The sequence below is a fragment of the Sinorhizobium sp. CB7 genome (assembly GCF_041357635.1).
Taxonomy (GTDB): Bacteria; Pseudomonadota; Alphaproteobacteria; order Rhizobiales; family Rhizobiaceae; genus Rhizobium.
This window is the reverse complement of sequence record NZ_JAULLL010000005.1, coordinates 268,523-288,372: the sequence shown is the minus strand read 5'-3', so window position 1 is coordinate 288,372 and position 19,850 is coordinate 268,523. Positions and strand designations below refer to the sequence as shown.

11 protein-coding genes are annotated in these 19,850 nt (G+C 61.5%); all 11 read left to right on the top strand.

Features of this window, described 5'->3' with window-relative positions:
• Nucleotides 1-255 precede the first annotated feature (255 nt).
• The 11 genes from AAE029_RS12115 to AAE029_RS12065 all read left to right on the top strand — a co-directional run bounded on the left by AAE029_RS12115 (nt 256) and on the right by AAE029_RS12065 (nt 19,839).
• Nucleotides 256-933: a response regulator gene (locus AAE029_RS12115; protein WP_371073090.1), complete on the top strand. Its 678-nt coding sequence runs from the start codon at nt 256-258 to the stop codon at nt 931-933.
• On the top strand, nt 930-2,318 hold the full coding sequence (locus AAE029_RS12110; protein WP_371073089.1) for a sensor histidine kinase N-terminal domain-containing protein: 1,389 nt from the start codon (nt 930-932) through the stop codon (nt 2,316-2,318). The genes AAE029_RS12115 and AAE029_RS12110 overlap by 4 nt, the downstream gene beginning before the upstream one ends.
• 117 nt (nt 2,319-2,435) lie before the next feature.
• On the top strand, nt 2,436-5,768 hold the full coding sequence (locus tag AAE029_RS12105) for a DUF2126 domain-containing protein (protein ID WP_371073088.1): 3,333 nt from the start codon (nt 2,436-2,438) through the stop codon (nt 5,766-5,768).
• A gap of 88 nt (nt 5,769-5,856) precedes the next feature.
• Entirely contained in the window at nt 5,857-8,274 is a 2,418-nt protein-coding gene (locus tag AAE029_RS12100) for a circularly permuted type 2 ATP-grasp protein (protein WP_371073087.1), read from the top strand.
• A gap of 3 nt (nt 8,275-8,277) precedes the next feature.
• The gene (locus AAE029_RS12095) at nt 8,278-9,156 is read left to right on the top strand and encodes a transglutaminase domain-containing protein (protein WP_371073086.1); all 879 of its coding nucleotides are present in this window, start codon (nt 8,278-8,280) and stop codon (nt 9,154-9,156) included.
• A gap of 112 nt (nt 9,157-9,268) precedes the next feature.
• Nucleotides 9,269-10,519: a VWA domain-containing protein gene (locus tag AAE029_RS12090; RefSeq protein ID WP_371073085.1), complete on the top strand. Its 1,251-nt coding sequence runs from the start codon at nt 9,269-9,271 to the stop codon at nt 10,517-10,519.
• Between the two features lie 291 nt (nt 10,520-10,810).
• Complete coding sequence (locus AAE029_RS12085; protein WP_371073084.1) at nt 10,811-13,273, top strand: glycogen/starch/alpha-glucan phosphorylase; 2,463 nt, start codon at nt 10,811-10,813, stop codon at nt 13,271-13,273.
• Nucleotides 13,270-15,477: a 1,4-alpha-glucan branching protein GlgB gene (glgB, locus tag AAE029_RS12080; RefSeq protein ID WP_371073083.1), complete on the top strand. Its 2,208-nt coding sequence runs from the start codon at nt 13,270-13,272 to the stop codon at nt 15,475-15,477. The genes AAE029_RS12085 and glgB overlap by 4 nt, the downstream gene beginning before the upstream one ends.
• Nucleotides 15,478-15,497: 20 nt before the next feature.
• Entirely contained in the window at nt 15,498-16,760 is a 1,263-nt protein-coding gene (gene glgC, locus AAE029_RS12075; RefSeq protein ID WP_371073082.1) for a glucose-1-phosphate adenylyltransferase, read from the top strand.
• Between the two features lie 3 nt (nt 16,761-16,763).
• The gene (gene glgA, locus AAE029_RS12070; RefSeq protein WP_371073081.1) at nt 16,764-18,203 is read left to right on the top strand and encodes a glycogen synthase GlgA; all 1,440 of its coding nucleotides are present in this window, start codon (nt 16,764-16,766) and stop codon (nt 18,201-18,203) included.
• Between the two features lie 4 nt (nt 18,204-18,207).
• Complete coding sequence (locus AAE029_RS12065; protein WP_371073080.1) at nt 18,208-19,839, top strand: alpha-D-glucose phosphate-specific phosphoglucomutase; 1,632 nt, start codon at nt 18,208-18,210, stop codon at nt 19,837-19,839.
• The last annotated feature ends 11 nt before the right edge of the window (nt 19,840-19,850 follow it).

Sequence of the window (19,850 nt, the reverse complement as noted above, 5' to 3'; positions counted from 1 at the left end):
AAGCACTGCCAAATCCCTTTTGCTGAACGTCCGCACGGCAAGGATCGGCCCGAAGAATCTCCTCCCCATCCGCTGACCCTGCCGGGAGGGGTATGCTGCATTTTTCCTGTCTCTAATGCAATCGGAACGTCAGATCCGATAGCAGCATCTGCCTCCCAAACACAATTCTCGCCGATGTCCGTTTCATCCACACCTGCCGGGCCGTGACTTCCTTTTCCCGGCCCTGTAATCTCACGCAAAAAAGGGGAAACATCCGTGCGCATCCTTCTGGTCGAAGACAATATCGCGCTGGCCGACGGGCTGTCTGCGATCCTTCGCGGCACCGGCCATGCCGTCGACGTCGTCCATGACGGCGCCTCGGCCAATGCCGTTATCGCCGCCGAGAACTTCGATCTGGTGATCCTCGATCTCAATCTGCCTGAGATGGACGGGCTCGATGTCCTGCGCACGATGCGCGCGAGGCAGAACCAGGCCGCCGTCCTGATTCTGACGGCCCGTGGCACGCCGGAGGAACGCGTCAAAGGACTTGATCTTGGAGCCGACGACTATCTGATCAAGCCCTTCGACATCGCCGAATTCGAGGCGCGCGTCCGCGTACTGCTTCGTCGCCAGGCGGGGCTACGCTCGGCGACCGTAAGCTTCGGCGCCATCTCTCTCGACCTGAAGTCCCGGACCTTTGCGGCCGGCGCAATACCGCTCGACATACCCGCCCGCGAGCTCGGCCTGCTTGAAATCCTCTTCATGCGCGCCGGCAAGGTCGTCGCCAAGGAGGCAATCATGCAGTCGCTGACCGCCTTCGACGACGATCTCTCCAGCAACGCCATCGAACAATATGTCAGCCGTCTGAGGAAACGCCTCTCGCCTCATGGCCTGACGGTCAAGACCGCCCGCGGCATCGGCTATTATCTCGACAAGCTGCCCGAGGGATCATGAAGGCCACCTATTCGCTTCGGCGCCGGCTGCTCTTCTGGCTGCTCGTCTCCACCGCCGTCATCGGCACGCTCGCGCTCGCCGATACCTGGCGCGAAGCGGTCCAGACATCGAACATCGTCTCGGACCGGGTGCTTGCCGGCTCGGCTCTGGCGATCGCTGAGCGCGTCGTCGTCGCCGAGGATGGCTCGCTCGAAGTCGACATCCCCTATGTCGCCCTGGAAATGCTGACATCGGCCGCACAGGACCGCGTCTTCTACCGCGTCGATGGTCCGCCGGGCCAGTTCATTACCGGCTATCAGGCTCTGCCTGTGCTTCAGGTAACCCGCGGCGACGCCGCTTCCTTCGCCGACGGCAGCTTCCGCGGCGAGCCGATCCGCATCGCCACTCTGGGACGCTCGGCCTCCACCGGCATTCGCTCCGTGCCCTTCGTGGTCACCGTTGCGGAGACCACCATCGCCAGAAGGCAGCTCGCCCGGGCGATCCTCTTCCGCTCCGCTTTGCGCCTTTCCATCATGATTGCGGGCGCCGCCCTCATTGTCTGGATCGCCGTCACCGTGGCGCTTCGCCCCCTCTATCGGCTCGGCGATGCCATTGCCGAGCGCAGCCCGGACGATCTGCATCCGATCGAGCAGGCGGTGCCGAGCGAGGTCCAACCGCTCGTCGATACGATCAACGGCTTCATGGTGCGCCTGCAATCGGCCCTCGATGCGCTCCGGAACTTCACCGGCAATGCCAGTCACCAGTTGCGCACGCCGCTTGCGATCATCCGCACGCAACTTGCCCTTTCCACCCGTGCCGCAACGCTTGCCGAAGCGCAGGAATCCGCCGTCAAGGGCGATCAGGCCGTCGCCCACGCCGAACGCATCCTGGCCCAGCTTCTCCTGATGGCGAAGATCGACGCCGCAACATCAAGGGAAGCGTTGACCGCTTCTGCGATCGACCTCGCAACCATCGCCCAGGAGATCACCGGCGAGCAGATTCCCGCGGCTGCCGAAGCGGGCATCGACCTCGGCTTCGAGGCGGAAAGCGCCGCACCTGTTCGCGCCGAACCGCTGCTGATCGGCGAGCTTCTCCGCAATCTGATCGGCAACGCCATCGCCTATGCCGGCAAGGGCGCCGAGGTCACCGTCCGCATCGTGCATGCGCCGGATGCGATCCGTCTCGAGGTCGAGGACAACGGTCCCGGCATTCCCGAGGAAAAGCTTCAGATCGTGCGCGGGCGCTTCTTGCGGGGCAATGATTCCGGTGCGCCGGGCGCCGGCCTCGGCCTGCCGATCGTCGAAGAAATCGCCAATCTTTTCAATGCGCGACTGACGCTTGCGCCGGGCAGCGGCGGCAAGGGACTGAAAGCCTCCGTCACTTTCGCGAGGGCTGTCCAGGCCTGAAAACGCGCCGGCCTTTCAGCCTTGCTTTCTTTCGCTGCATTGCACACTATCGCGGCTGGGAACAGCAACAAGCCGCACGAATATGCGAGCTCGGCAAAAAACAAAGCAAAAGCAAACATGTCGATCAAAGCCAGCATCTATCATCTGACGCACTACAAATATGACAATCCGGTCCGCCTCGGCCCACAGATCATCCGCCTGAAACCGGCGCCGCATTCGAAGACGAGGGTCCTCAGCCATTCGCTGAAGGTCACGCCTTCCAACCATTTCGTGAACCTGCAACAGGATCCCTACGGCAATTACCTCGCCCGTTTCGTTTTCCCGGACCCGGTGACGGAATTCCGGATCGAGGTCGATCTCGTCGCCGATATGACGGTCTACAACCCCTTCGACTTCTTCGTCGAGGAAGAGGCGACCAGATGGCCTTTCGACTATCCGGAAACGATCCGCGAAGATCTCTCCATCTACATGGTGCCGGAGGAGCCTGGGCCGCGCCTCAAGGCCTTCCTCGAAACGCTCGACCGTTCCGAACAGCCGACCGTCGACATGATCGTCGGCCTGAACATGCGCCTGCAGCGGCAGATCGGTTATGTCATCCGCATGGAGACCGGCGTCCAGACACCGGAAGAGACGCTGGAAGCCGCCAAGGGTTCCTGCCGCGACACGAGCTGGCTGCTCGTTCAGATTCTTCGCCATCTCGGGCTCGCCGCCCGCTTCGTCTCCGGCTATTTGATCCAGTTGACGCCCGATCTGAAGGCGCTCGACGGCCCGTCGGGGACCGAATTCGATTTCACCGACCTGCACGCCTGGGCGGAAGTCTATCTTCCGGGCGCCGGCTGGGTCGGCCTCGATCCGACCTCGGGACTACTGACCGGAGAGAGCCATATCCCGCTCGCCGCCACGCCGCACTATCGCAATGCCGCGCCGATCTCCGGCGACTTCTACGGCGAAGCGAAGACCGAATTCGCCTTCGACATGAAGGTTGCCCGCGTCGCCGAGCATCCGCGCATTACGAAACCTTTCTCCGACGACTCCTGGGAAGAGCTGAATGCGCTCGGCGAAGAGATCGACCGCATCCTCAAGGCGGGCGATGTGCGCCTCACCATGGGCGGCGAGCCGACCTTCGTCTCGATCGACGATTTCGAGTCCGACGAATGGAATACCGCCGCCGTCGGCCCGACGAAGCGAGATAAGGCCGATACGCTGATACGCCGTCTCAGGGAACGTTTCGCCCCGAACGGTTTCCTGCATTATGGCCAGGGCAAATGGTATCCCGGCGAGAGCCTGCCGCGCTGGACCTTCTCGCTCTATTGGCGCAAGGACGGCCTTCCAATCTGGTCCGACGCGACGCTGGTCGCCGAGGAAGGCCGCAGCTACGATATCACCGAGGATGATGCCTGCCGCCTGCTGACCGCGATCGCAGGCGAGCTGGATCTTGCAGCGGATTACGTCACCCCCGCCTTCGAGGATCCTGCCGAATGGCTGGTCAAGGAGGCGAACCTGCCGGAAAATGTCGACCCGTCGAATTCGAAACTGGAGGATCCCGAAGAGCGCAGCCGCATGGCCCGCGTCTTCGAGCGTGGCCTGACCCGGCCGACGGGCTATGTTCTGCCGGTGCAGCCCTGGAACTCGCGCGCCGGCGGGCGTCGCTGGATCAGCGAGAAGTGGCGTACCCGCCGCGGCCGGATCTTGCTCGTCCCAGGCGACAGCCCCGCGGGCTATCGCCTGCCGCTCAAGGCTCTGGCGTGGATCGCCCCGGCGCAATATCCCTACATCAATCCGGTAGACCCGACGGTTCCGCGAGAAGCCCTGCCCGATTACCGGCCCGACGACCGGGAAGAGAGAGGGCGGCCCCTGCAGGCCGTGCATTTCCAGCCCGTTACAGGCCGGCAGCCGGTGATGCCGCAATCGACCGACGAGATCGACGGCTATGTCAGAACGGCCATGAGCGTCGAGACGCGCGATGGCCGCCTCTGCGTCTTCATGCCGCCGACGGTCAGCATCGAGGACTATCTCGACCTCATCGCCTCGGTTGAACGCGCCGCCGTCACTCTTGGCCTTCCCGTTCACATCGAAGGCTATCCGCCGCCACAGGACGAGCGCATCAACGTCATCCGCGTCGCTCCGGATCCCGGCGTGATCGAAGTCAACGTGCATCCGGCCGCAAGCTGGGGGGAAGCCGTCGAGATCACCACCGCTCTCTATGAGGAGGCCCGCCAGAGCCGGCTCGGCGCCGATAAATTCATGATCGACGGTCGCCATACCGGCACCGGCGGCGGCAATCATGTCGTTGTCGGCGGCCGCAACACCATGGATAGCCCGTTCCTGCGCCGTCCGGACCTGCTGAAGAGCCTGATCCTGCACTGGCAGCGCCACCCTTCGCTCTCCTATCTCTTCTCGGGCCTCTTCATCGGACCGACCAGCCAGGCACCGCGCATCGACGAAGCCCGTCACGACAGTCTCTACGAACTGGAGATCGCGCTCGCCCAGATCCCCGAGGCCGGCCGCGGCGTCCAGCCCCTGCCCTGGCTGGTCGACCGGCTGCTGCGCAATCTCCTGATCGATGTCACCGGCAACACCCACCGTGCCGAAATCTGCATCGACAAGCTCTTCTCGCCTGATGGCCCGACCGGCCGCCTCGGCCTCATCGAATTCCGCGGCTTCGAAATGCCGCCCGATGCCCGCATGAGCCTCGCGCAGCAGCTGCTGGTTCGGGCGCTGATCGCTAGATTCTGGAAAGATCCCATAGATGGCAAATTCGTGCGCTGGGGTACAAGCCTGCACGACCGCTTCATGCTGCCGCATTTCGTCTGGCAGGATTTCCTCGACGTCCTCGACGATCTCCGCCGGAACGGCTTCGATCTGAAGCCCGAATGGTTCGCGGCCCAGCTCGAATTCCGCTTCCCCTTCTGCGGCGAGGTCGAATACGAGGGCAACAGGCTGGAGCTGCGCCAGGCGCTGGAGCCCTGGCACGTGCTGGGCGAGGAAGGCGTGATCGGCGGCACGGTGCGCTACGTCGATTCCTCCGTCGAGCGCCTGCAGGTGCGGATGGAGACGAACAATGCATCGCGCTACACGGTGAGCTGCAATGGCCGGACAGTACCGCTGACGCCGACCGGCACCTCAGGTGTTTCCGTCGCCGGCGTTCGCTTCAAGGCATGGCAACCGGCAGCCGGCCTGCATCCGGTGCTGCCAGTCAACACGCCTTTGACATTTGATATTTATGATACATGGTCGAAGCGTTCGATTGGCGGCTGCATCTACCATGTTGCCCACCCGGGCGGGCGCAACTATGACACTTTCCCGGTCAACGGCAACGAGGCGGAAGCGCGGCGGCTTGCGCGATTCGAGCCTTGGGGGCATACGGCCGGCGGCTATATTCCGCGCGCCGAGACGGGTTCACCGGAATTTCCGCTGACGCTGGATTTGCGGCGCCCTTCGGGAGTTTAATGCATGTCGCGCAAAAGTGTGCAGCGGTTTTGCGGCAACGACATGCACGAAACAACCGGGCTCCGCCCGGATTGGGATTTAGATATTGATGGGCAAGAAACCCGCGACCGAGCGAAGGAGTGAAAAGAGGACCGGCATCGGAAACGATGCGGCCTTCGGCTATTCCGCGCTACCCGGCGTCGCCGACGAAATGGTGGACAACAAGGGCGCCGTGCGGCCGGCCTGGCAGAAATTCCTCGCCGCGCTGAGCGAATTGCCGGCGGGGGAGCTTGCCGAGCGCTTTGCCCGCGCCGACCGCTATCTGCGCGATGCAGGCGTCTTTTATCGAGCCTATGGCGGCAAGCGCACCGACACGCGCGAATGGCCGATCTCACACATTCCCGTCCTGATCGACGAGCGCGAATGGCAGGCGCTTTCAGCCGGTCTCGTCCAGCGCGCCAATGTTCTCGAAGCCATCGTCGCTGATGTCTATGGCGACAATCGTCTCGTCGCGGAAGGCCGTCTGCCGCCTTCCCTCATTGCCGCCAACCCTGAATTCCAGCGCCCGCTGGTCGGCCTCAAACCGGCAGGAGGTCATTATCTGCACTTCTGCGCCTTCGAGATCGGCCGCGGTCCGGACGGCAACTGGTGGGTGCTCGCAGACCGCACGCAGGCCCCCTCCGGCGCCGGATTCGCGCTCGAAAATCGCGTGGCGACGACCAGGGCCTTTTCCGACATCTATGCCGAGACGCCCGTCCACCGGCTCGCCTCCTTTTTCGGCGCCTTCCGCGATGCGCTGCAGGGCATGAAGCATATCGGCGACGATCGCATCGCGGTGCTGACACCGGGGCCTGCCAACGAGACCTACTACGAACATGCCTATATCGCCCGCTATCTCGGCTTTATGCTGCTCGAAGGCGAGGATCTTGCCGTCGTCAACGGTCGCGTCATGGTGCGCACCGTCGCCGGCCTGAAGCCCATTAGCGTTCTGTGGCGCCGTCTCGACTCGGCCTATGCCGATCCGCTCGAACTCAACCAGAATTCGCATATCGGCACACCCGGTCTGGTCGAGGCCCTGCGCGCCCAGTCCGTCACCATCGTCAACGCGCTCGGCACCGGCATCCTTGAAACCCGCGCGCTGCTCGCCTTCATGCCGGCCATCTGCCGGCAATTGCTTGGCGAGGATCTGCGTCTGCCGTCGATCGCGACCTGGTGGTGCGGCCAGAAGGACGAGCGCGAACACGTCGCCCGCAACATCGAGAAGATGGTGATCGGGCCAGCCTATTCCCGCGCCCCCTTCTTTGACGACAACGGAGAATCCGTGCTCGGCACGACGCTGCGTTCCACCGCCCGCGACTCGATCTCGGAATGGCTTGCGACCGATGGGCAGAAACTCGTCGGCCAGGAGGTCGTCACACTTTCGACGACACCCGCCTGGATCGACGGAAAGCTCCGTCCGAGACCGATGAGCCTGCGTGTCTTCGCCGCCCGCACCCATAACGGCTGGCAGATCATGCCGGGGGGCTTTGCCCGCATCGGCAGCGGTGACGATGTCGCTGCCATCGCCATGCAGGCCGGCGGTTCGGCAGCCGACGTCTGGATCGTCAGCGACAGGCCGGTGGAGCGCCACACGCTGCTGCCCGCCGAGGAAACCTTCACCCGCAACATGCCGGGCAGCCTGCCGAGCCGCGCAGCCGACAATCTGTTCTGGCTCGGCCGCTATATCGAACGTGCCGAAGGGGCGCTGCGTATCCTGCGCGCCTGGCATGGCCGCTACGCGGAGGCCGCCGATCCGAGCCAGCCGCTTCTTGCCGAATTCACCCGTTACCTCGCTGCCGTCGACATCGACACGGCCGAGCCGGTTCCGGAAACGCTGCTGCGCAACATCGACAGCGCCGTCTATTCCGCCAGCAACATCCGCGATCGGTTCTCTCCGGATGGCTGGCTGGCGCTGAACGACCTTGCCAAGACGGCGCGGCGCTTCCACGAAGCCGTGACGTCCGGCGACGATGCCAGCCATGCGATGACGATCCTGCTGCGCAAGCTTGCGGGCTTTGCTGGCCTCGTTCACGAGAACATGTACCGCTTCACCGGCTGGCGTTTCCTCTCGCTCGGCCGGCACATCGAACGCGGCCTGCACATGACCCGGCTACTTGGCCAGATGTCCGGTCCGGACGCCCCGGACGGCGCCCTCGATATGCTGCTCGAGATCGGCGACAGCGTCATGACCCATCGCCGCCGCTACAACGTCAATACCGCGCGACTGACCGTCACCGACCTGCTTGCGCTCGATCCGCTCAATCCGCGTTCGATCCTGTTCCAGATGAACGAGATTCATCGCGAAGTGGAGCAATTGCCGAACGCCTTCGTCAACGGCCAGATGTCACCCTTCTATCGCGAGGCCATGCGCCTGCATTCCGGGCTTGCCGTGATGACGCCGGAAGGCATGAGCCGGGAAATCTATCATCGACTGGAGCGCGAGCTGGAAAATCTCTCCGACCTCCTCGCCCAGACCTATCTCGGATAGACGATGCTCTACGATCTCTCGCTTCACATGGGCTACATCTACGACACGCCGGCCTCCGGTGCGCGCCACGTCATGCGTGTCCTGCCGCTGTCGCTCGCCGATCGGCAGCGGCTGATCGCGGGTTCGATCACGGTGTCGCCATCGCCCGACGAGCAGGCGAATTTCACCGATTTCTTCCGGCATCCGGCGACATCCTTCCTGCTGCGCACGCCCCATGAGACGCTCGACATCCGCATGCAGGCGCGCGTGCAAGTGGAAAGCCAACCGATCACGGCGGATTTCTCGCCGCTTCTTTCGCGCCTGCCGGACGAGATCGCCGGCATCTGGTCGATTGCCCCGGATTCGCCGCATCATTTCCTCGGCGACAGCCCGCGTCTCGGTCAGAACCGCGAGATCGCCGACTATGCCCGCCAATCGGTAGCGCCGGCGATGACGGTGATGCAGATCGCCCATGCCATCTGCGCCCGCATCCATCGCGACTTCACGTATGATGGCGAGGCTACGGCCGTCGACACCACGCCGCTGGAGGCCTTTCAGCTGAAACGCGGCGTCTGCCAAGATTTCGTTCACGTGATGATCGTTGCACTGCGCAGCCTTGGCATTCCCGCGGGCTATGTCAGCGGCTTCATCAGGACGATCCCGCCGCCGGGCAAGGAACGCCTCGAGGGCGCCGACGCCATGCATGCCTGGGTGCGTGTCTGGTGCGGTGAGATGGCAGGATGGATCGAGCTCGATCCGACCAACAATATCCCCGCCGGGACGGATCACATCGTCGTCGCCTACGGCCGGGATTATTCCGATGTCGCGCCCGTCATCGGGGTGCTGAAGAGCTATGGCGGCCACAGGACCGTTCAGGCGGTCGATGTCATCCCGCTGAAATGATCCCAAAACTGGAAAGAAGCGGCTTTTCACTAGAATTTTAGCAGCGCAGGACACCGGAAGCTTAAGGATTTTCCGGCATTTGTTCACCGAATACTCTCGCTTCCAGGTGAACATGATGAACACGCAACTGGCCAAGGATCTCAACCTATTCCGTCTGCTGCGCGACCGCGGCGGCAATTTCGGCATCATAACCGCTCTGCTCCTGCCGGTCGCACTCGGAGCCGGCGGCGTCGCCATCGACCTTGCCAACATCGCCATGTCGCAGCGTCAGTTACAGGAAGCCTCCGATGCCGCCGCTCTCGCCGCCGCCAGTGCGCTGGCATCCGGCAAGGTGGCAAATACAACCGAGGCGCAGGCACTCGCCAAGGACTTCGTCGCTGGCCAGATGGCGAACTATTTGAGCGGTAACGAGGCCGCCGCGAGCTCCATTCGCGATGCGACATCCGTCGACATCAAGACGACCACAACTGGCACCAACGGAAAGACCTATTCGATTACGGTCAATGCATCCTATCCGATGCAGGTCAGCCCCTTCCTGCGAGTTTTCGGCTACAACACCGTCGACATCGCCTCGAGGAGCGGAACTCTGAGCGACAATGGGCAAGGCTCGGAGTCGATGCAGAATGCCCTGTCGATGTATCTCGTGCTGGACCGCTCCGGATCGATGTCCTGGATTACCGACGAGAAAAAGCTCGACTCGCGGGGCAGGGAAACAAGTTGCCCGAACTATACCGAAGAAAACTGGAGCAAATATCCTAAGCTCGCGTCGAGCACGCCGTGCTACATAAAAAAAATCGAAGCTCTCAAAGCTGCAGCGGGAAGCCTGTTCGCCCAACTTGATGCAGCCAATACCACCAACTACTTGGTAAGAACCGGGGCGGTTTCCTATACGCATGAGATGCAGTCGCCGAAAAATCTGGACTGGGGAACGGCAGGCGCAAAAAGTTACGTTCAAGCTCTGCCCGACCTGCCGACTGGGGGAACGGACTCCAGTAACGCGATGAGCACTGCCTATGCGAAATTGACCGATCCCTCCGAGAAGATCGCGCAGGAAGGCAAGGGGAACGGTAAATTCGACAAGTATATCGTCTTCATGACTGACGGCAAAAATACCGGCAACAGCGCTTCCCATCGACCGGATCTGGACACGGCGACGCTCAAGACATGCAAGAGCGCGAGAGATGCAGGGATCACCATCTATTCGGTAGCCTTCATGGCTCCGCAAGAAGGACAGGATCTTCTGCGCAAATGCGCAGACAATGCCGCGAATTACTACGAAGCTGACGACATGGCGGCACTCATTTCCGCCTTCAAATCCATCGGCCAGAAGGCCGCGCAGCAGACCATTCGCCTGACTCAATAATTCTCGCGCTGCTGCTAAATCACGCAACTGCTGCAACAAAAAGCCGTTTCGGAACAAACCGAAGCGGCTTTTCGTTTATAGCAATCCCGGCATCAGAGCGGGAATGGCGATTGAAATCAAGTCCTTTCACATGGCCGAAGGCCAGGTCCTGCTATTATTTTTGCTAGTCCAAATCCCTTGTTGCAAGTGCGTCATAACGGTGCATAAACTGACGATACGGCTCCGCGTGCCAAGTCGATTGAAGAAGTCGCAACATACTGACACGAAAGCAAAATTGGCGAGATCTTGACCATGAACACTCTTTCGAAGCCGAATATTCCCGCCCCCGCGCCCCGCAGTTCCAGACCGGAAATCCTGGCGGAAGAAATTATCGAACGTCTGACCTACCGCATCGGCAAGGACGCCAAGGTGGCCAAGCCGCACGACTGGCTGACGGCCACGATCCTGGTCATTCGCGACCGCATCATCGACAAATGGATGGAGTCGACGCGCAAGGTTTACGAGACCGGCGCCAAGCGCGTCTATTACATGTCGCTCGAATTCCTTATCGGCCGGCTGATGCGCGATGCCGTCTCCAACCTCGGCCTGATGGAAGAGGTCAGGGATGCTCTAGGATCGCTCGGCGTCGATATCAACGTCATCGCCGGACTGGAGCCGGATGCCGCGCTCGGTAATGGCGGCCTTGGACGCCTCGCCGCCTGCTTCATGGAATCGATGGCGACGGTCGACGTTCCGGCCTACGGCTACGGCATTCGCTATGTCCACGGCCTCTTCCGCCAGCAGATGGCGGACGGCTGGCAGGTCGAGCTGCCAGAGACCTGGCTCGCCCATGGCAATCCCTGGGAATTCGAGCGCCGGGAAAGCGCCTATGAAATCGGCTTCGGCGGCTCGGTCGAGTTCGTAACCGCCCATGACGAGCAGCCGCGCTATGTCTGGAAGCCCGCCGAGCGCGTCATCGCCGCCGCCTTCGACACGCCCGTGGTCGGCTGGCGCGGCAAGCGCGTCAATACCCTGCGGCTTTGGTCGGCCCAGCCGATCGACCCGATCCTGCTTGCGGCTTTCAACGCAGGCGACCATATCGGCGCGCTGCGCGAGAGCAACAAGGCTGAAAGCCTGACCCGCGTGCTCTACCCGGCCGATGCCACGCCGGCCGGCCAGGAGCTGCGGCTGCGCCAGGAATATTTCTTCTCCTCGGCCTCACTGCAGGACATCCTGCGCCGCCACCTGCAGCAATATGAAGATTTCACCTCGCTGCCGGACAAGGTCGCCATCCAGCTCAACGATACCCATCCGGCTGTTTCCGTCGCCGAATTGACGCGCCTTCTCTGCGATGTCCACGGGCTGGATTTCGATCAGGCCTGGGACATCACCCGCCGGACCTTCTCCTACACCAACCACACGCTCCTGCCGGAAGCGCTGGAGAGCTGGCCGGTGCCGCTTTTCGAGCGCCTGCTGCCACGCCATATGCAGATCATCTATGCGATCAACGCCAAGATCCTGGTCGAAGCGCGCCGCGAGCGGAGCTTCTCGGATACTGAAATCCGATCGATCTCGCTGATCGACGAAAGCGGTGAGCGGCGCGTGCGCATGGGCAATCTTGCCTTTGTCGGCTCCCATTCGATCAACGGTGTCTCGGCGCTCCACACGGATCTGATGAAGGTCACCGTCTTTGCCGACCTGCACAAGCTTTATCCTGATCGCATCAACAACAAGACCAACGGTATCACGCCGCGCCGCTGGCTGATGCAGTGCAATCCCGGCCTCACCAGCCTCATTCGCGAGACGATCGGCGACGAGTTCCTCGACAATGCCGAAGCGCTGAAGCCACTTGACCTACATGCGACCGATCCGGCGTTCCAGCAGAAATTCGCTGCGGTGAAGCGGGCGAACAAGGTGGCGCTTTCCAATCTCGTGGCAAGCCGCATGGGTGTGAAGCTCGATCCATCGGCAATGTTCGATATCCAGATCAAGCGCATCCACGAATACAAGCGCCAACTCCTGAATATCATCGAGGCTGTCGCACTCTATGATCAGATACGCTCCCATCCGGAACTGGACTGGGTGCCGCGCGTAAAGCTCTTCGCAGGCAAGGCGGCACCGAGCTATCACAACGCCAAGCTGATCATCAAACTGATCAATGATGTCGCCCGAACCATCAATCACGACCCATCCGTACGCGGTCTCCTGAAGGTGGTCTTCGTACCGAACTACAACGTCTCACTCGCCGAGATGATGGTGCCCGCGGCCGATCTTTCCGAACAGATCTCGACGGCTGGCATGGAAGCGTCCGGCACCGGCAACATGAAATTCGCACTCAACGGCGCGCTCACGATCGGCACGCTCGATGGCGCGAACGTGGAAATGCGGGACTGGGTTGGCGAAGAAAACATCGTCATTTTCGGCCTTCGAGCGGATGAAGTCGCCAAGGCCCGCAGCGATGGTCACAATCCGCGCGCCATCATCGAAGGCTCTCGTGAACTGTCGCAGGCGCTTGCCGCGATCGGCTCCGGCGTCTTCTCGCCCGACGATCGTAACCGCTACGCGGATCTCATCGAAGGCATCTACAGCCATGACTGGTTCATGGTCGCCGGCGATTTCGATGCCTATGCACAGGCCCAACGCAGGGTCGACGAGCTCTGGACCAATCAATCCTCCTGGTATGCGAAGACGATCTGCAACACGGCCAGAATGGGTTGGTTCTCCTCCGACCGCACCATCCGGCAATATGCCGACGAAATCTGGAGAGCCGGATGAAAAAGCCGAAGTCAGCCACTGAAGGCGCCCCTTCAGGGGAAATTTCGGCAGACGAAATTGCGGCAATTCTGAATGGCTCGCATTCCGATCCCTTTGCCGTTCTTGGGGTCCACGAGGCTTCCGAGGGATTCGTTGCCCGCTGCTTCATCCCCGGAGCCGAAGCGGTCACCGCGCTGACGCTTGATGGAACGCTTGTGGGCGAACTTGAATTGCTTGATCCCGAGGGTTTCTTTGCCGGCCCCATCTCGATCAGCAGGCGCCAACCGCTGCGCTATCGTGCCCGTCGCGGCGACGCCGAATGGGCGGTGACCGATCCCTACAGCTTCGGTCCGGTGCTCGGACCGATGGATGACTACTACGCCCGCGAGGGCTCTCATCTGCGCCTGTTCGACAAGATGGGTGCGCATCCGATCAAGCACGAAGGCGCCCAAGGCTTTCACTTCGCCGTCTGGGCACCGAATGCGCAGCGTGTTTCCATTGTCGGCGATTTCAACAACTGGGACGGTCGGCGTCATTCGATGCGCTTCCGGACCGATTCCGGGATCTGGGAAATCTTCGCGCCTGATGTCCCGGTCGGGACGCCCTATAAATATGAAATCCGCGGCCACGACGGCATACTCCTGCCGTTGAAGGCCGACCCCTTCGCCCGCCGCAGCGAACTGCGCCCGAAGACCGCCTCCGTGACGGCAGCCGAACTCCTGCCCGATTGGGAGGACGAGGAGCACCGGAAACACTGGTCGGAAGCCGATAAGCGCCGCCAGCCCATCTCGATCTACGAGGTCCATGCGGGCTCCTGGCAGCGCCGCGATGACGGATCGATGCTGAGCTGGGACGAGCTCGCCTCGCGCCTCATCCCCTATTGCGTCGACATGGGGTTCACCCATATCGAATTCCTGCCGATCACCGAGCATCCCTATGACCCCTCCTGGGGCTACCAGACGACGGGTCTCTACGCGCCGACGGCTCGTTTCGGCGAGCCGGAGGGCTTCGCCCGCTTCGTGAATGGCTGCCATAAGGTCGGGATCGGCGTCATTCTCGACTGGGTGCCGGCCCATTTCCCGACCGACGAACACGGGCTGCGCTGGTTCGACGGCACGGCACTTTATGAGCACGAGGATCCGCGCAAGGGTTTCCATCCAGACTGGAACACGGCGATCTACAACTTCGGCCGCACCGAGGTCCTCTCCTATCTCCTTAACAATGCGCTCTATTGGGCTGAGAAATACCACCTCGACGGATTGCGCGTCGACGCCGTCGCCTCGATGCTCTATCTCGATTATTCCCGCAAGCACGGCGAATGGGTCGCCAATGAATATGGCGGCAATGAAAACCTCGAGGCGGTTCGTTTCCTGCAGGCGGTGAATACCCGTCTGTACGGTATCCACAAGGAGGTCATGACCTTCGCCGAGGAATCGACATCCTGGCCGAAGGTCTCGCATCCGGTCCATGAGGGCGGTCTCGGCTTCGGCTTCAAGTGGAACATGGGTTTCATGCACGACACGCTGAGTTATCTCAAGCGTGATCCCGTGCATCGCAAGCATCATCACAACGAGATCACCTTCGGGCTGATCTATGCCTTCGCGGAAAATTTCGTCCTGCCGCTCTCCCATGACGAGGTTGTCCACGGCAAGGGATCGCTGATTGCCAAGATGGCTGGCGACGATTGGCAGAAATTCGCCAATCTGCGTGCCTATTACGCCTTCATGTGGGGCTATCCCGGCAAGAAGCTGCTCTTCATGGGCCAGGAATTCGCCCAATGGAGCGAATGGAGCGAGTCCAGGTCGCTGGACTGGAACCTGCTGCAGTATCGAATGCATGAGGGCATGCGCCGGCTCGTGCGCGATCTCAACTTCACCTACCGCAGCAAGCCGGCGCTGCACGCGCTCGACTGCGAAGGCGAAGGCTTCGAATGGCTCGTCGTCGACGATTACGAAAACTCCGTCTTTGCCTGGCTGCGCAAGGCACCGGACCAGAAGCCGGTTGCCGTGATCACCAATTTCACACCCGTCTATCGTGATGATTATTCGCTCCGGCTGCCCTTTGAGGGCCGCTGGCGCGAGATACTCAATACCGACGCAGACATCTATGGCGGCAGCGGCAAGGGCAACGGCGGACGCGTACAGGCGGTGAATGCAGGGGGTAAAATCGCAGCGACGATAACGTTGCCGCCGCTTGCCACGATCATGCTGGAACCGGAGTTCTAATCTGTAAGGGGAGGAATAAAATGGTAGAAAAACGCGTTCAACCGCTTGCCCGTGATGCCATGGCCTACGTTCTCGCCGGCGGCAGGGGGAGCCGCCTGAAGGAACTGACCGACCGGCGCGCCAAACCTGCAGTCTATTTCGGCGGCAAGGCCAGAATCATCGATTTCGCCCTGTCCAACGCACTCAACTCCGGTATCCGCCGCATCGGTGTCGCCACGCAATACAAGGCGCATTCACTCATTCGCCATCTGCAGCGCGGCTGGAACTTCTTCCGGCCAGAGCGTAATGAGAGTTTCGACATCCTGCCGGCAAGCCAGCGCGTTTCGGAAACGCAATGGTACGAAGGAACGGCTGACGCTGTTTACCAGAACATCGACATCATCGAGCCCTATGGCCCGGAATACATGGTCATCCTCGCCGGCGACCATGTCTACAAGATGGACTATGAATGGATGCTGCAGCAGCATGTCGATTCCGGCGCCGACGTCACGATCGGCTGCCTGGAAGTGCCGCGCATGGAGGCAACCGGCTTCGGCGTCATGCATGTCGACGACAAGGACCGCATCATCGACTTCGTCGAAAAACCGGCAGATCCGCCGGGCATTCCGGACAAGCCGGAATTCGCGTTGGCGTCGATGGGCATCTATGTCTTTCATACCCGCTTTCTGCTCGACTGCCTGCGCCGCGATGCGGCCGATCCCAATTCGAGCCGCGACTTCGGCAAGGATATCATTCCCTACATCGTCAGGAACGGTAAGGCGGTCGCCCATCGCTTCGGCCAGTCCTGCGTCCGCTCCGATTTCGAGCGTGAGCCCTATTGGCGCGATGTCGGCACGGTCGATGCCTACTGGCAGGCCAATATCGACCTGACCGACGTCGTCCCCGATTTCGACATCTATGACAAGTCCTGGCCGATCTGGACCTATGCGGAGATCACACCGCCCGCCAAGTTCGTCCATGACGATGAGGACCGCCGCGGCTCGGCCGTCTCTTCAGTCGTCGCCGGTGATTGCATCATTTCCGGCGCAAGTCTTTATAGAAGCCTTTTGTTTACGGGCGTCCGCGCTAATTCCTATTCCCGGCTCGAGGGCGCTGTCATCCTGCCGGAAGTCAAGATCGGCCGGCGCGCTCAGCTTAAGAATGTGGTGATCGATCACGGCGTCACCATCCCCGAAGGCCTGGTGGTCGGAGAGGATCCCGAGCTCGATGCCAAACGCTTCCGCCGCACTGAAAATGGTATTTGCCTGATTACGCAGACGATGATCGACAAATTGGATACTTAAAATATGAAAGTTCTTTCGGTTTCGTCCGAAGTCTTCCCCCTGATAAAGACAGGGGGCCTAGCCGATGTGGCCGGCGCCCTGCCCGTTGCTCTTAATCCCTATAATATCGAAACGAAGACGCTCATGCCGGGATATCCGCGCGTGCTGCAGGCGCTGCGCAACCCTGTCCCCCGTCTCTTTTTCGATGATCTGCTCGGCGCGCCGGCAACCGTCCTCGAGGCTGAACACGAAGGGCTCGACCTGCTCGTCCTCGACGCGCCGAGCTATTACGACAGACCCGGCGGCCCCTATGTCGACGCACTTGGAAAGGATTACCCCGACAATTGGCGCCGCTTTGCGGCGCTTTCCCTAGCAGGCGCTGAAATCGCCGCCGGCCTGCTGCCGGGCTGGCGGCCGGATCTCGTGCACGTGCACGACTGGCAGACAGCAATGGTGCCGGTCTACATGCGCTACTACCCGACCCCGGAACTGCCGAGCGTGCTGACCATTCACAACATCTCCTTCCAGGGGCAGTTCGGCGCCGACATCTTCCCGGGACTGCGCCTGCCGCCGCATGCCTTCTCGGTGGAAGGCATCGAATATTACGGCGATGTCGGCTTTCTCAAGGGCGGCCTGCAGACATCTCATGTGTTGACCACCGTCAGTCCGTCCTATGCCGAGGAAATCCAGACATCCGCCTTCGGCATGGGGCTCGAAGGCGTGATCGCGAACCGAATCGACAGCCTCTACGGCATCGTCAATGGCATCGATGCCGACATCTGGAATCCCGCCACGGATCAGCACATCCACAACTACAACGGAGGCGCGCTCAGGAACCGGACGCAAAACCGCAAGGATCTGTCCAATCACTTCCACCTGGACGACGACGCAGCGCCGATATTCTGCGTGATCAGCCGCCTGACCTGGCAGAAGGGCATGGACCTCCTAGCCGCAATCGTGGGTGATATCGTTGCCATGGGCGGCAAGCTCGCGATCCTTGGCTCCGGCGACGCCGCCCTGGAGGGCGCCCTGCTTTCCGCCGCTGCGCATCATCCCGGTCGGATCGGGGTTTCGGTCGGCTATAACGAGCCTTTGTCTCATTTGATGCAGGCCGGTTCGGACGCCATCATCATCCCCTCTCGCTTCGAACCCTGCGGGCTGACGCAGCTTTACGGCCTCCGATATGGATGCGTGCCGATCGTCGCCCGCACCGGGGGATTGAACGACACCGTCATTGATGCGAATCACGCGGCCCTTTCGGCAAAGGTGGCGACGGGTATACAATTTGCTCCGGTCACGCAAGAAGCTTTGCTACAGGCCGTTCGCCGTGCAATGCGCCTTTTCGAAGATCAAAAGCTCTGGACCCAGATGCAAAAGCAGGGCATGAAAACGGATGTCTCCTGGGAGAAGAGCGCCGAACGTTATGCCGCCCTCTATTCAAGCCTCGTCTCGAAAGGCATGTGATATCATGATCAAGTCCATCCCAACCAAACCCTATCAGGATCAGAAACCGGGCACTTCGGGCCTCAGGAAGAAGGTTCCGGTATTCCAGCAGGAAAATTACGCCGAGAATTTCATCCAGTCGATCTTCGATTCGCTGGAAGGCTACCAGGGCAAGTGCCTGGTGATCGGTGGTGACGGTCGCTACTACAATCGGGAAGTCATCCAGAAGGCCGTCAAGATGGCCGCGGCCAATGGTTTCGGCAAGGTGATGGTCGGTAGAGGCGGCATTCTCTCGACGCCGGCCGCCTCCCATATCATCCGCAAGTACAAGGCGTTCGGCGGCATCATCCTGTCGGCCAGCCACAATCCCGGCGGCCCCACCGAAGACTTCGGCATCAAGTACAATATCGGCAATGGCGGCCCGGCGCCGGAAAAAATCACCGACGCGATCTTCGCCCGCTCAAAGGTGATCGACAGCTACAAGATCGCCGACTTCCCGGATGTCAACCTCGATCGCATCGGCAAGGAAGAGCTGCCGGGCGGCATGATCCTTTCGGTCATCGATTCGGTCGAGGACTACGCCGCGCTGATGGAAGAACTCTTCGACTTCAGCGCCATCCGCAATCTGATCAGCCTCGGCTTCCGCATCTGTTTCGACGCCATGAGCGCCGTCACCGGCCCCTACGCCAAGGAAATCTTCGAGAACCGCCTTGGCGCCCCTTCCGGTTCCGTGCGCAATTTCATGCCGCTGCCGGATTTCGGCGGCCATCATCCAGATCCCAATCTTGTCCATGCCAAGGAACTCTACGACGAGATGATGGGCGACGATGCCCCGGATTTCGGCGCTGCTTCGGACGGTGACGGCGACCGCAACCTGATTATCGGCAAGGGGATCTACGTGACCCCGTCGGACAGCCTGGCAATCCTTGCGGCCAACGCCAACCTCGCGCCCGGCTATTCCAGCGGCATCGCCGGTATCGCCCGCTCCATGCCGACGAGCGGTGCGGCCGACCGCGTCGCCGAAAAACGCGGCGTTGCGCTTTATGAGACGCCGACGGGCTGGAAGTTCTTCGGCAATCTCCTCGATGCCGGCCTTGCCACCATCTGCGGCGAGGAGAGCGCCGGCACCGGCTCCAACCATGTCCGCGAGAAGGATGGGCTCTGGGCCGTGCTGCTCTGGCTCAACATCCTGGCCATGCGCGGCGAGAGCGTTGCCGACATCGTCAGCCAGCACTGGGCCGCCTATGGCCGCAACTATTATTCCCGTCACGACTACGAGGGTGTCGATACCGATGCTGCAAACGGTCTGATCGCGGCGCTCCGCGCGAAGCTGCCGAGCCTGCCGGGTACCCGTTTCGGTGATCTCACCGTCGCGACCGCCGACGATTTCGCCTATCATGATCCGGTCGACAAATCGGTAAGCGAGCATCAGGGGGTCCGCGTCCTGTTTGAAGGCGGCTCACGTGTCGTCTTCCGCCTTTCCGGCACGGGGACCAGCGGCGCGACGCTGCGCGTCTACATCGAACGATACGAACCGGATTCCACCCGCCATAATCTCGACACGCAGGAAGCGCTCGCCGATCTGATCGCCGCCGCGGAAACGATCGCCGAAATCCGTAGCCGCACCGGCCGTGATGCGCCGACGGTCATAACCTGACCCGGATGCAC